Source organism: Psychrobacter sp. G, from assembly GCF_000418305.1.
Lineage (GTDB): Bacteria > Pseudomonadota > Gammaproteobacteria > Pseudomonadales > Moraxellaceae > Psychrobacter > Psychrobacter cryohalolentis.
In genome coordinates, this window is sequence record NC_021661.1 from 2,548,414 (window position 1) to 2,562,373 (window position 13,960).

The following is a 13,960-nucleotide window of genomic DNA, read 5'->3' on the forward strand; positions in this document are numbered from 1 at the left end:
AATAGCTTCTAGATTCGGGTAGTATTACTCAAATTGGCTAATCAAGCTCAAAGCAAAGATTGATTACCTCAAAAACACCTTATGAAAAAATCACTCATAATGACAACAATGGTAGCAAAAACTCTCTTTTAATCTATAGCAAAAACGTAAACATGCATGATAGATGAATCATCTATATTGACCATTGTCATTATTAAAAAAATTTGGTCGTCAAAATACGATTGCTAAGCTAACAAATTGCAGCTGTAAAAAAACCATTAACCTTTTATCGTTAATGGTTTTTTACTATTACTCAAATTAAAATGCGGCAGGTACGGTACCCATACGCTGAGTGATTGGCTGACCATTACCTAATAAGCTGCTATAGATGGTGGCATTTTCCATCACATGTTTGACATAATTCCGTGTTTCAGGAAAAGCAATAGACTCAACGTACTGATCCGCCGCCAGTGAGCCATAGGTTGGCTGCCAACGCTTGGCATTGTTTGGACCAGCATTGTAGCCCGCCGTCGCCAATACAGGCTGACTGTTTAGCTTCCCAAAGATATCACCCATATACCATGTGCCATAACGGATATTGGTATCACCGCTATTGGCACGACTTGCGCTATATGTCTCGCCCAAATTACGAGCAATATATTTTGCGGTATCTGGCATGACTTGCATCAGTCCACTTGCGCCGACATTTGAGCGCGCAGAGGCTACAAATCGGCTCTCTTGACGCATGATGCCATATGCCCAAGCGGGATCGATACCAGCCGACTGACTATAGCGTACTACAGCATCTTGGTGCGGCATCGGATGCGATATTGCAAGACTATTGACGTTGTCAGTATTGTCAATGGCATATATCGCACGGTCTAGCCAGCCCATATCATAGGCTTGACGCGCTGCTGCAATGATTAATTTTTCATCACGGTTATCACGTGCTTTTTTGACCGCCCAGTTCCACTCACGATTGGCATAAGCTCGGCTGGCATCAGCGTTATATAACGCAAATGCACGGGCAAAATGTTGATTTTGCATGACGCGCGCACGATCCGCGCTACTGACATTAGGTAAATTACTACCCCCCAAACGGCTGGCATCAAAACGTTGACCAACTTTTTCCTTTGCCATCAAACCATAATATTCGTTACTTTTAGCGAGATTTTGATACATTTTCTTAGCAGTATTGCGCTTGCTGCCATCATTTGACTGCTCATAAGCACGTGCCAGCCAATATTGCCATTGATTGGCTTTTTGGGTTTCGGCATCCATTCTTGAGATGGCTTCGACCACATCATCCCAGCGACTAAAACGAATCGCTGCCATGGCATAATATTCTGCTTCTTCAAAACTAAAGTCATTGTCTAAGCTGTTACGGAACCAGTCTACGGCTTCAACGTTAAAGCCATCATCGGTATTGTGATTCATGCGTTGCACACCAAGAGTACGATAAGCTGCGCGGCGAGTATCATCGGTTAACAGTTTGGCTGAACGCTGATTGTCTTGCTTTATATCAAACTCTAACTGCAACGCCGCCTCACGATAAGACTTTTCGGCAACACGTCCCATCGCATAAAGGTACAAATATTGATTGGTTTGGCTGGCAGGTTCGCGGGCGAAACGACTAAAGAACGATGATGGATTAAGCTGGATGTCACTCAGTGATGCATAAGGAATGGGCATACCTAAGCGCGAAGATAACGCCATGATATCACCGGTTTTGCCTTTACGCAGCATACGTTTGAGGCGAGAAACTCTCTCTGGATTGCTAATTAAGGCGTTATTATTCATCTCAAGCGCTAGCTGATCACATAGAGCTGGCTGTTTTTTGGTGGTCAACCAGACATCAGACTTCGCTGCCATAGCACGCATGGTATCGCCGCCATTATTAAACCCAAGCGCAACCGCGCACTTCTCACTGTCATCGGCATTGGTGATCAGATTTGCCACTTGGCGCACGGCAGCATAATCATTTGAACCCGCTTTGGTTTCAGCAAAATCAGCAGCCAGTTTTTCTGCCATGACCGTATCTGGGTATTGGCGCACAAACTGCGACACTGCCGCAGGGCTTTGCGAATTCAAATCTACATTCATCCGCCAGTAAGTAGGATACATGGCAAATAAGCCACCGCTCATAACTTGCTCATAATCATAAAGCGCATTGACATCGCCGCGCTCTGCCGCAATGGCTGCTGCGGTGAATGAACCCACGCCATTATCTGATTGATAAGCATTGTTTTGTTGAGAAGTGTTTTGTTGACTGTTTGGTTGATAGCCATCAGGCTGATAGCGCTCTACTTGATATTTGCCTTGTTGCTCAGAACTGCCGCTCTCACCCCATGTCAATTCTGCACAGGCTACTTGCGAAAAGCCCAAAGCACCGACAGCCGCTGCCAAGCTCAGCGCGCTTTTTTTAAGCGTCATTGTTTTAGAACTCTTATGCGTATTATTTTGATATATATTTTTATCAATCATATCAGGAGCAACCTGCGGCTTTTTCATACTGACTCTCTTTTATAGTGGGTCTTATATAATGGGTCTTAAATAATATTTTAAAAAGGCTTTTAAAAAAGTGACTCTAATCAAATGATTCTAAAATATAGGTTTAAAAAATACATTCCTAAATCGATATTTTAGACAGATAGAAATCAGGATTTATTCAATGACGCTAATAGGATGGCATTCATCATACTATACTCGTTGCACTTTCAACCATAAGCTTTACTTTTCATTAATAAATTGGATAGCACCGCGTAACACGAAGGTGTTATCGCGTACAAATCGGCATCAATCATTATGCATCTTAGTTATAACCAAATAACGATCGATAAGCAATTGATACTATTATAAATAATCCAATCTACTTATAATAATGAGCAGACGCTAACTTTTCACATTAGCGCGGGGTTGTGATAAAATACGCCACCTGTTAATCGGCTAGCCCGCTATATTTTTGGTCAATCATGGACTTATCCTTATGAGTGTTACTGTATTCAATCCCCGCATCGATGACGCTGCTGCCTCTGACATTACCGCTGTCACGCCTGCGGTCACTGCACTCAATGAACTAAGTTCAGCACAAGCTCCTGTAAAATCAACTACCAAAAAGGTATTTGTCACCACCCAAGGCTGTCAGATGAATGTCTATGACTCGGGCAAAATGCTTGATGTGCTTGGTGACTCACATGGTATGGAAGTGACGCATAATATCGACGAAGCCGATGTACTGCTGATGAATACTTGCTCCATTCGCGAAAAAGCCCAAGAAAAAGTCTTTTCAGAATTGGGTCGCTGGCGCAAATTGAAAGAAAAACGCCCTGATCTTGTTATTGGTGTTGGTGGTTGTGTGGCTTCGCAAGAAGGCGATAACATTCAAAAGCGCGCGCCTTATGTCGATATGGTATTCGGTCCGCAAACGTTGCACCGTTTGCCAGAGCTGTATGACCAATCGCATGAGCAACGTGAGATTGCGCCTAAGAACCGTATTGGTACGGTGGATGTATCCTTCCCAAGTATCGAAAAGTTTGATTTTTTACCAGAGCCAAGAGTAGAAGGATTTAAAGCTTTTGTTTCCATTATGGAAGGCTGCTCTAAGTATTGCTCATTCTGCGTCGTGCCTTATACACGTGGTGAAGAATTGTCACGTCCACTGGACGATGTATTGGCTGAAATTGACAGCTTAGCGGCACAAGGTGTGCGTGAAATCAATCTACTCGGTCAAAACGTTAATGGCTATCGCGGCGAAAAAGACGATGGCAGTATTTGCCGTTTCGCAGAACTCTTACATTATGTGTCACACGTCGATGGTGTTGAGCGTATTCGTTATACAACCAGCCATCCGCTAGAGTTCACTGATGATATCATTGACGCTTACGCGCAACTGCCAGAGCTGGTATCACACTTGCATCTGCCTGTACAAAGCGGCTCAAATGCGATATTGGCAGCAATGAAGCGCAATCATACGATTGATGTTTATATTAATCAAATTAATAAGCTCAAAGCCATACGTCCTGATATTCACTTATCTAGCGACTTTATCATTGGCTTCCCAGGTGAAACAGATCAAGATTTCCAAGATACGCTGAACTTGGCAAAAGAGTTAAACTTTGATCACTCTTATAGCTTTATCTATTCTAAGCGTCCAGGTACGCCAGCAGCAGAACTACCGGACGATGTGAGCTTCAAAATTAAGAAAGAGCGCTTGGCAGAATTCCAAAAAGTTATTATCGACTCAACGCTTGCTAAAACCCATGAGATGGTCGGCACCACGACTCGCGTCTTAGTCGAGCAAGTCGCCAATCGTCATCCTGATTGTTTAATTGGTACAGCAGACAATACCCGTACCGTAATGTTCCCTTATGCGATAGATGAAATGGATGAGATGTTGGGTAAAATTGTGAGCGTACGTATTACCGATTTTGTGAGTCCGCACATGGTAAAAGGCGAGATTGAAGCAGTTTTGGCTTAATCATTGGTGCAAATAAAATATCGAAAAAGCCGTTCACTATTCATTAGTGAACGGCTTTTTTATGACTAAATATCAGCCTTGATATGAATATAGTCAAACCACTATAAATCAAACACAGTGCCACTGGGATAAGTTTTGCGCCGCCTCTGTCTGCGCAGGCACAGCAAGCAAGAAAAATTTATACCAGTAGCGCGTTATAATATTTGTACTTATTTTATTTAAGACTGAATATGATTAATCGCGACTTTTAAATCATAAAACTATTGAACACATCAGCCAATAAAGCGACTGCAATTAATATAAATATAATGCCGCAACCACGATTGAGCCAAGCTAAACGCTTACCAACATCTAACCACCCTGCCAGCTTTTTACCGCCTAATGTATATATTATCTGCCAAATCGTCTCACTGAGAAACAGTCCTAAGGTAAGCACAATATATTGCGGCCATAGTGGCGCACCAAAATTAATGAATTTAGGAAAGAAGGCTGCAAAAAATAAAATTGCCTTTGGGTTAGAAAGTGATACCCACATGCCTGTGCGAAATAGCATAGCATTACTAGGTGCCATCTTGACCGCAGCACTAGAGAGCGAGCGCGGCTTGAGTGTCTCAGATTTATGAATGCTATCAGGGCGATTTGAGCTTGTTGCTAACTCTGCGCTAATTTCTTCGCTCATAGCATTGGCGTCATTCATTAAGCTACTATTGCTGCCACTATCACGCCACGATGCAACACCCAAATAAATAAGGTAAATGGCACCGACTGTCTTAATGACCGTCAATAACCATGGCGACTGACGGCTAATGACATCCAAGCCTAGTAGCGTCGAGAGCAACAGGATAAACAGCCCAAGGCTGAGACCTGCCAGCGTCCATAATGTCCGCTTGACCCCGTAATTAATCCCATACTGAAATGCCAGTAGCATATTCGGGCCCGGTGTCGCTGAGATAAAAAACGTACTTGCAAAAAATACCGCAAACAGATGCCAAGACATCAACCAACCCCTACTGTTTTATTTTAAACTGACTAAACGAAAAAATAAACACCGCCATAAAGACGGTGTTTATTATACCAACCACGACCTAAACCTTGCGGTTTATCTATCCATAGTACAACTTTCTAATAGACGCTGTAAGAAGCTATCACAGCGCTCAATCTCATTTAACTTAACATATTCATCGGCTTTATGCGCCTGTTCAATACTGCCGGGACCACAGATAATCGTTGGGATACCGCTATTAGTAAACTGCCCGCCTTCGGTAGCGTAAGCAACTTTATGGCGTTGAGTGTCACCTGTCAGTGCCACTATCAATTCTTGTAGCTCAGCACTATCATTATCTGTCATTGCCGGTACGCTTTCTTCTTGCATCAGCTCAATGCCGGTATCGGCAGCGCGCGCTTGCATCTGTGCACTTAATTCTGCGACTTTTGCTTGAATCGGTAGCAGAATGTCGTTCTGTGTCATGTGTGGCAGGTTGCGATAATCAAAGGTGAACTCACACAGATTGGGCACAATATTGGTCGCTGTACCACCTTGTATGGTGCCCACAGACAATGTCGAATAAGGGACATCGAACAGTGCATCATTATCATCACGATGGCTTATTTCTTCTGCCAAGGTATCAACATAGCCAATCAAACGACTGGCATAACTGATGGCGTTCACACCTGTTGCTGTCAATGATGAGTGCGCAGATTTGCCGTGGACGCGGCAGCGATAAACAGCAATACCTTTATGCGCCACGACCATCGCCATATTGGTGGGCTCACCGACGATACAATAATCAGGAGTGATACCGCGAGCTTTTAAGTCTGCCAAAATTAATGGCGCACCCAAGCAGCCGACTTCTTCATCAAACGACAACGCCAAATGCAATGGACGGCGCAGTTGACCATTGTTAGAGAGCTCGACAGCTTGTGGCAATAGCGTCAGCGCACACGCAATAAAGCCTTTCATATCGCAAGCACCGCGTCCATATAGCTTGTCACCACGAATCGTCGCAGTAAATGGCTCTGATGTCCATGCTTGACCATCAACTGGTACGACATCAGTATGCCCTGATAGCACCAAACCATGATTGATGATATCAGCACTGTTATTAGCATTGCCACCTGCTGCTACGGTGACAAATAAATTGGCTTTATTTTTGGCATCATTAAAGGTCAAATCTACGCTTAAGCCTAATTGCTCACAATAGCGTTGCACATCTTCAATCAATGCCAAATTTGAATGGCGACTGACCGTATCAAAAGCAATCAGCCTTGTAAGCCAGTCAATGCTATTCGATGGATAATCAGTATCCATTACAGCGTGAGATAAGCCATCAGTACGAGTTGATACAGTCATAAAAAATCCTTAATACGATAAAGATAAAAAGAGCTTAGCGTCTTTGAAATGCACGTTGTTGCAGCATTTTTACTTCTGCATCTAATCCAGCAATCGGACCTTCAACTGGCACATTTGGTGCTACCTCTTGAATACTTAATGAATTGATTGGTGATGAAGATTTTACACCCATCTCCTGCATCCATTCATCCAACTGTTTTGAGGAGCTAACATAAACAATGCGACCAAGCCCTGACCACGCATGAGCGGCGGAGCACATAGCACAATGCTCACCGGAAGTATAAACCACTGCTTGCGCACGCGCTTCAGCCGTCATATGCTTTGCTGCCCATTGGGCAACAGCAATCTCAGGGTGATAAGTAGCATCGACGCTATTGGCGCGATTACGGTCTTCGTGCAACACTTGACCATCACCAGCGACCAACACACTCCCAAATGGCTCATCACCTGCCTCTAAGGCTTCGGTAGCAAGCTCAATAGAGCGGCGCAAATGAATCATATCATCTGCTTTATCATCATTCCCAGTTATCATCTCAATCTCCCTTTTATTACCTTATAGCAAATTACAGTCCTTTATTAGGCTTTATATTACTCCATATCTTACCAAACCCTTTATGACGGATCTGACTTACGATGGATGGTTTTGATTCATCACATCAATGACTGGCGGCATAGGTTTTGGCCTAGTATTAGAAGCCTTACCTTCTGATTGTAACTCTTTAGTGGTTTTGGCATCGATAGCAAGACCAGCAATTAGCGCAATGTCTTTCACAGGCTTACGCTGACGAGTGGCAAAGCTCACTGGTACCATACGTGCAAATTCATAAATGTACAAATAAGACTCTTCGCCGCCTTCGAAATCTTCATCATCTTCTAAACGAATGCCACCAATTTTTGCCAAATCGGTAAGCATCTCGTTTTCTTCACTGCTCAGACGACAATCTGTGATGCCAAAACCTGTCATAAAACCATTTGCCCACTGTTTCAATGCCATTACGCGCTCGTATAGGTCATGTTCATCATCTGGCACAAGCGGCGTATAGGAATAAGCATCATCCTTGTCTTTTAGCTGAAATACGGTGTCTTCGGCTTCTTCAGTCAGCAAGGTCAACGCTTCGTCAGGTAATGGCGCAAAACTCAATTCTTCAAATACCTTGGCCCATACCTGTTCATCAGGCGCGTCGCAAGCAGTCATCAGCCCCGTCATTAGACCATGTACCTCACTGATAGACACATCAGTCCAGTCGTCAAAAGCCTTTAGCCACGTATTCCAGCCAGAGATATTGTCATTCATAATAGATGTCCTAATAATTGATGGTTAATGATTGCTTATAAAATAAAATCAGTACAATGTTATCGATGAGGCAGTGATTCATAAAAAATAAAGAGATCAAGCCCAATGCTGGTAATTACTTTGTTGGTATAGATATTATGCGGTCACCTATGGCATTATTAAACGCAGACAACAACATTCATTTACGCTTATTTGTTAAGGATAAAAACTGACTATGTATGACCAACTTAGAATATTAGAAAAAATGATACTCGACATCAAAAAACAGTATCAGCTTGTCAGTGCTGAACTTAGCAGTCTCAAGCAACAACCATTAACCGACCCGAAAGAACTGAGCGCCCTAAAAACTAAGTTAGATAGCAGCTATACAGAACGCGATGGTGCCAAAAAACAATTTAATGATCTTGATAAACGCTACCAAAGCTTGGCTGAAGCGCACCATATGATCGGTGAAGAGCAAGATAAACTTCATAAGCAGATTGAGCTACTAGCACAACAAAACCATGACCTAAAACAGCATAATAATGAATTAAAGCAGCAGTATAGCGATATCAAGCAGCAAAACAGTGACTTAAAAAAGAAGAATGAATTGGCAGCGGAGCGTACACAAGTGGTATTGCAGCGCTTAACCCGTATTGATCAAACAGAAAGCCAGTAGTGTCTTATAGTCAAAAGTTAGCACTATTTTCGTTAATGAAGCTCACAAACGCTCACGATGACAGTATCCCTCTTCCACTTTATTGACCAGACATTGTAGGATTTATCATGACCGACAACCATAACAAAATCACTGAAAAACAGAAAAACAGCTCAGTAAAGAATGCTCAAGTAGAAACCAACCAAGTAAAAAATAGTCAGGCACAAAAAACTGAGCCTCAAGCACAAAGTACTGTATCAACTAATGCAAATACGCAAAGCAGCCCCGCTGCTAAAGTAAATAGCGCACCTGAGCCGCAAATCAAGAAAGTCGATATTGCGATTGCTGGCATTACTTATCCTATCTACTGCCCAGTACATGAACAAGAAGAGTTGCGTTCAGCAGTATCTTATATAAACGATTTTGCTTTAAATTTAAAAAGAGACGCACCAAGTCTTAGCCAAGAAAGCTTACTGGTATTATGCTGCCTAAATTTATATGAAAAAATCCAAACTCATGAAAGAGGTGAAGAAGATCGCGGGCAACAAGATAAGCAGTCTATGGCTTTGCTAAACAAAGTTATTCAAGATGCTCATTCTATTTTATAAGCCAATGCAGTTCTTGATACTTATAAATCTATCAAACGCTTAGTTTCATAAACTAAGCGTTTTTTATGATCATTAGATAATGCTGTTTTTAGACTTATGGCTGATAAACCTTACCTGCATGAAAATCTGCTTGGTGCTCATAATTGCAAAAGAAAAGCTCACCAGATGCTGATTTATCCGTAATCTCTGACGCCATGTTGGCATCAGCATCAACGCTGACATCAATCGTTTTAGCGTTAATATTGCTTTCAAGCACGCCACGATATTCAGCCAAGCTATTGCCACAAAAGTCACACTGACGCGGTGTAATAACATCGCCTTTTTTGGGCATCATGCTTTTGGGCGCACGCGGGTACATGAACTTATAAAATCCCCACATCGAAACCCAGATAATGATGATGATAATAATAACAGCTAACACGGCAGCGCTCCTTCAAATATGGCTGAATACATTATAAACGCAACGCTTCAGAATAATCATATAAAAAACTGGCCACAACAGTGAGCCAGTTTTTATTTTATAGAATACATTATTTAGCCGTTATAGTGACTAAGCTATCAGGGACCAAACTATAACTGTAGCTCACTGATATCAGCCACAGTTAAAAACAATGCGCGTACTTGCTTAAGCAACGCTAAGCGGTTGGCTTTAAGCGCCGTATCTTCACTATTGACCATCACATTATCAAAGAATTGCGTCAACGGCTCATCTAAGCTAGTAAGCGTTTGCAATACTTGCGTATAGTCAGCTTGCTCAAGTAATGGTTGTACCACTGTCTGCGCTTGCTTCACACTCGCATATAAATTTTGCTCAGCAGATTCAGATAGTAGAGCTTCATCAACAGTGTCAGCAACGCTCACTTCTGACTTGGCTAATATATTGGCGACACGTTTGTTTGAATCAGCCAACATTGAAGCTTGTGACAATTCGCTAAATGCTTGTACGGCACGAATACGCTGATCAAAATCAAGTGGCATATGCGGGTTAATCGCTTGTACTGCCTGAATTGTATCGACGCTAACGCCTTGCTCGGTATACATTGCCCGATAGCGCGAGTTCAAAAATGCCATCACTTGAGTAAATGTATCGCCCATCTTGGCAATCTTGCTACCTTCCGCGGTACTATAGCCCTTAATGGCTTGCTCAACGAGAGCCACTAGATTAATTGGCAGCTGCTTCTCAATCAAAATACGCAGAATACCAATAGCAGAACGACGTAAGCTAAATGGATCTTTTGAACCTGTCGGTGCTTGGTCAATGGCAAAAATACCCACTAACGTGTCCAAACGATCTGCTAATGCTAAGCAAATACCAATTGGCGTCTGTGGTAATACGTCACCGCTGAACTTAGGCAAATATTGCTCTTCTAAACTTGCCGCGACTGCTTCTGGCTCATCATTCAAACGTGCATAATAAGTACCAGCGATACCTTGTAATTCAGGATACTCGCCAACCAATGAGCTTGCCAAGTCTGCTTTGGACAAAATACCCGCACGCACCGTTTCATCTATACTAATCTCACTACCTTGTTGTTGCATCAAGGCGGCGATAAATGCAGCAAGCTTGGCAACGCGCTCAGATTTTTCCCAAATCGTACCCAGCTTGTCTTGGAAGACGCGAGTTTTTAGGCTTTCTGTCAGCGCAAATAATGGCTGCTTTTGATCTTGTAAGAAGAAAAACTCTGCATCAGCCAAACGTGGACGCACGACCTTTTCATTACCTTCAATGATTTGGTTCGGATCTTTTGACTCAATATTGGTAATAAAGATAAAGTATGGCTGCAATTTTCCTGCTTTATCGGTTAAGCAAAAATACTTTTGATCCGCTTGCATAGTAGAAATAAGCGCTTCTTGTGGCACTTGCAAAAAGCGCGCTTCAAAGCTTGCACGCAGGGCAATAGGGAAATCAACCAATGCAGTGACTTCATCTAATAAACTCTGCGGCACGATAGCGTCAGAACTAACCTCATCTGCCAATGCCTTGACTTGGTTTTTAATCAGCATTTGACGCTTATCAAAATCTACCACCACTTTTAAACCATCAAGCAGTTGCTCATAATCATTGGCGTGCGCAATGTTATGGTAATCAGGGCTATGGAAGCGATGACCACGAGTTTGCGTCCCTGTCTGATGACCTTGAATGGTCGCATTAATGACAGCATGATCTTGCATCAAGACTGCCCACTGTACGGGACGCACGAACTCATTGCGGCTCGCGCCTGAACGCATACGTTTAGCAATCGGCAAATTATCAAGTGCGGTTTGAAAAATAGCAGGTAGCAGCTCAGTGGTCGCTTGACCCTGAATCGTTTGCACATAACCGACGTAATCACCTTTATCGGTATTAATAGTGGTCAACTCGCTGGCTTCAATACCCAAGCCTTTTGCAAAGCCCATCGCCGCACGGGTAGGATTACCATCAGCATTAAAGGCAGCTTTAATCGCAGGTCCACGTTTTTCCTCAGTACGATCCGGCTGTTTATCGCTAATGCCTTGAATCTGTATTGCTAAACGACGCGGTGCCGCAAAGGCTTTGATACTATCGAAGCTAATATTAGCGTCTGCTAATTGCTCGGTAACACTTTCTTGTAATGCGTCACGTAAAGGTTTTAGACTTTTTGGAGGCAGCTCTTCACACCCCAGTTCAAATAGAATAGTACTCATGGGATGCTCCTATTTATTATTGTTAGTTGATTGGTTTGTGTTTAATTCTTCAGTTGCCATGTCAGTGTCTTCTTTTGGCAAATACTTATCGAGCGCCGCTTGACGATGCGCCTCATCCGCCAACGGAAAGCCCAGCTTAGCGCGTGCTTCGACATAACCAATAGCAACCTTACGAGCAAGCGTACGCACACGTAGGATAAAACGCTGACGCTCAGTCACTGAAATGGCACCGCGCGCATCAAGCAAGTTAAAAGCATGTGAGGCTTTTAGTACCATCTCATAGGCTGGTAGTGGCAAACCTTCAGCAACCAATTTATCCGCTTGCTGCTCATAAAAGTCAAACATCTGACCCATCATTGGCACATCTGCGTGTTCAAAGTTATAGGTAGACTGCTCAACTTCGTTTTGATGGAAAACATCACCATAAGTGACACGACCAAACTCACCATCTGCCCAAACCAAATCATATACGCTATCGACGCCTTGCACATACATTGCCAAGCGCTCAAGACCATAGGTAATCTCGCCAGTCACTGGGAAACATTCAATACCGCCTACTTGCTGGAAGTACGTAAACTGGGTCACCTCCATACCGTTTAGCCAAATCTCCCAACCAAGTCCCCATGCACCTAGCGTTGGCGATTCCCAGTTGTCTTCCACAAAACGCACATCATGCACCAATGGATCAATACCAATTGCCTCAAGTGAGCCTAAATACATCTCTTGTATATTAGGCGGATTGGGCTTAAGTACCACTTGAAACTGATAATAATGTTGTAAACGATTTGGGTTATCACCGTAGCGACCATCGGTTGGACGACGTGATGGCTGCACATAGGCCGCGTTCCAGCGCTCAGGACCTAATGAGCGCAAAAATGTTGCGGTATGAAACGTACCTGCGCCGACTTCCATATCATAAGGCTGTAAGATCACGCAGCCCTTATCCGCCCAATAATTCTGCAAGGTCATGATTAAATCTTGAAATGTCATCGGTTGAGAGTCTTTTTCTTGTGTCATCGAGGTTGTCGCTTGTGATGTCATAGTTTGGATTGTCATAGTTTGGGGCATCGTAATAAAGCCACTGTGGAATTAGTATTATGAAATAAAATATTGATAGCGCTCGTATCGCCTATATAGCAACGAGTCTATTTGACTGCTCACCTTACTAAAAATTGACTATTTTATCTATATTTACCTGAACTAAATTTACACCCTATGCCGAAATATTTAGTGTATGGATCATCAATAAGTAGATTTATGAGTGAATTCTAATTTTAAAAGCAATCAATGGTATGGATAAAAAAATACCCAAATGCGTGAGCATTTGGGCAGGAGGAAAGGTATGTCTTGGGCATCCTGATTGTTCAGGCTTTTTGTTTTTTGGGGTATTGCAATTTCTTATTGAACTATTTTACTTTATCACTACTCTTATAAATCAATGCTTTACTGATAAGACTGACCATTTGCCTTCGGCATGATGATCCATAATATGATATAAATCAAAATACCAGGTACTGCGGCACTCAAAGTTGAGACAATAAAAAACAGTACTCTTACCCAAGTTGGTGACCAACCGACATATTCTGCAATGCCACCCATCACGCCCGCTATCATGCGATTATTCTGTGAACGATGTAATTTTGCTAGCTTAGCCAAATCAAATACCTCTTTTTATTATTTATTTTAGTATTACTTTTATGAACTGCTTTATGATTTATTTAAAGACATTAAAGACGTTAAAGACGTTTTACGTTTGTCTTTAAACTTATGAATAAGTATAGCAATTATTTCTCTTCTATCTGTTGGCTGTGTAGACGTGCTTTGTGAATTTATGCTACTTAAGCTTACTCTAACCTCTCATTAACACCCGTAAACCTCTGATTTTAAATAGTTATTTCAAATTGTTTCAGAGGTAGCTTTGTTTCTCGCATATTACACCTTTTGTTACATA

12 protein-coding genes are annotated in these 13,960 nt (G+C 42.5%); 3 read left to right on the forward strand and 9 right to left on the reverse strand.

Annotated features, from left to right (window positions below):
• Positions 1 to 297 precede the first annotated feature (297 nt).
• The gene (locus tag PSYCG_RS10670; protein WP_020444207.1) at positions 298 to 2,490 is read right to left on the reverse strand and encodes a lytic transglycosylase domain-containing protein; all 2,193 of its coding nucleotides are present in this window, start codon (positions 2,488 to 2,490) and stop codon (positions 298 to 300) included.
• 475 nt (positions 2,491 to 2,965) lie between these two features.
• Here PSYCG_RS10670 and miaB point away from each other — a divergent pair, with 475 nt between their 5' ends.
• On the forward strand, positions 2,966 to 4,456 hold the full coding sequence (miaB, locus tag PSYCG_RS10675) for a tRNA (N6-isopentenyl adenosine(37)-C2)-methylthiotransferase MiaB (protein WP_020444208.1): 1,491 nt from the start codon (positions 2,966 to 2,968) through the stop codon (positions 4,454 to 4,456).
• Positions 4,457 to 4,703: 247 nt separating this feature from the next.
• On the opposite strand, the gene PSYCG_RS10680 is transcribed toward miaB, so the two are convergent.
• The 4 genes from PSYCG_RS10680 to PSYCG_RS10695 form a co-directional block, all read right to left on the reverse strand.
• Complete coding sequence (locus tag PSYCG_RS10680) at positions 4,704 to 5,453, reverse strand: LysE family translocator (protein ID WP_020444209.1); 750 nt, start codon at positions 5,451 to 5,453, stop codon at positions 4,704 to 4,706.
• A 102-nt stretch (positions 5,454 to 5,555) separates the two neighbouring features.
• Positions 5,556 to 6,806: an acetylornithine deacetylase gene (argE, locus tag PSYCG_RS10685; RefSeq protein WP_020444210.1), complete on the reverse strand. Its 1,251-nt coding sequence runs from the start codon at positions 6,804 to 6,806 to the stop codon at positions 5,556 to 5,558.
• A gap of 34 nt (positions 6,807 to 6,840) precedes the next feature.
• A complete protein-coding gene (locus PSYCG_RS10690) occupies positions 6,841 to 7,338 on the reverse strand; it encodes a nucleoside deaminase (RefSeq protein ID WP_020444211.1) in 498 nt (165 codons plus the stop codon).
• 96 nt (positions 7,339 to 7,434) lie between these two features.
• Positions 7,435 to 8,100, reverse strand: coding sequence for a UPF0149 family protein (locus PSYCG_RS10695; RefSeq protein WP_020444212.1), 666 nt, complete (start codon positions 8,098 to 8,100; stop codon positions 7,435 to 7,437).
• Positions 8,101 to 8,314: 214 nt separating this feature from the next.
• On the opposite strand from PSYCG_RS10695, the gene PSYCG_RS10700 reads away from it, so the two are divergent.
• Both PSYCG_RS10700 and PSYCG_RS10705 read left to right on the forward strand, forming a co-directional pair.
• A complete protein-coding gene (locus tag PSYCG_RS10700) occupies positions 8,315 to 8,758 on the forward strand; it encodes a hypothetical protein (RefSeq protein ID WP_011514369.1) in 444 nt (147 codons plus the stop codon).
• A gap of 107 nt (positions 8,759 to 8,865) precedes the next feature.
• Positions 8,866 to 9,345 carry a cell division protein ZapA gene (locus PSYCG_RS10705; RefSeq protein WP_020444213.1) on the forward strand — a complete coding sequence of 160 codons (480 nt, stop codon included), beginning with the start codon at positions 8,866 to 8,868 and terminating at the stop codon, positions 9,343 to 9,345.
• Between the two features lie 94 nt (positions 9,346 to 9,439).
• Here PSYCG_RS10705 and PSYCG_RS10710 read toward each other — a convergent pair whose 3' ends face one another.
• From PSYCG_RS10710 to PSYCG_RS10725, 4 genes are all read right to left on the reverse strand, one after another.
• The gene (locus PSYCG_RS10710) at positions 9,440 to 9,766 is read right to left on the reverse strand and encodes a hypothetical protein (RefSeq protein WP_020444214.1); all 327 of its coding nucleotides are present in this window, start codon (positions 9,764 to 9,766) and stop codon (positions 9,440 to 9,442) included.
• A 149-nt stretch (positions 9,767 to 9,915) separates the two neighbouring features.
• Positions 9,916 to 12,009, reverse strand: coding sequence for a glycine--tRNA ligase subunit beta (glyS, locus tag PSYCG_RS10715; protein ID WP_020444215.1), 2,094 nt, complete (start codon positions 12,007 to 12,009; stop codon positions 9,916 to 9,918).
• Positions 12,010 to 12,018: 9 nt separating this feature from the next.
• Positions 12,019 to 12,999 (reverse strand): glycine--tRNA ligase subunit alpha, encoded by a 981-nt coding sequence (gene glyQ, locus PSYCG_RS10720; RefSeq protein WP_187289147.1) that lies wholly within the window; start codon positions 12,997 to 12,999, stop codon positions 12,019 to 12,021.
• 453 nt (positions 13,000 to 13,452) lie between these two features.
• The gene (locus PSYCG_RS10725) at positions 13,453 to 13,665 is read right to left on the reverse strand and encodes a PspC domain-containing protein (protein ID WP_020444217.1); all 213 of its coding nucleotides are present in this window, start codon (positions 13,663 to 13,665) and stop codon (positions 13,453 to 13,455) included.
• Positions 13,666 to 13,960: the final 295 nt, after the last annotated feature.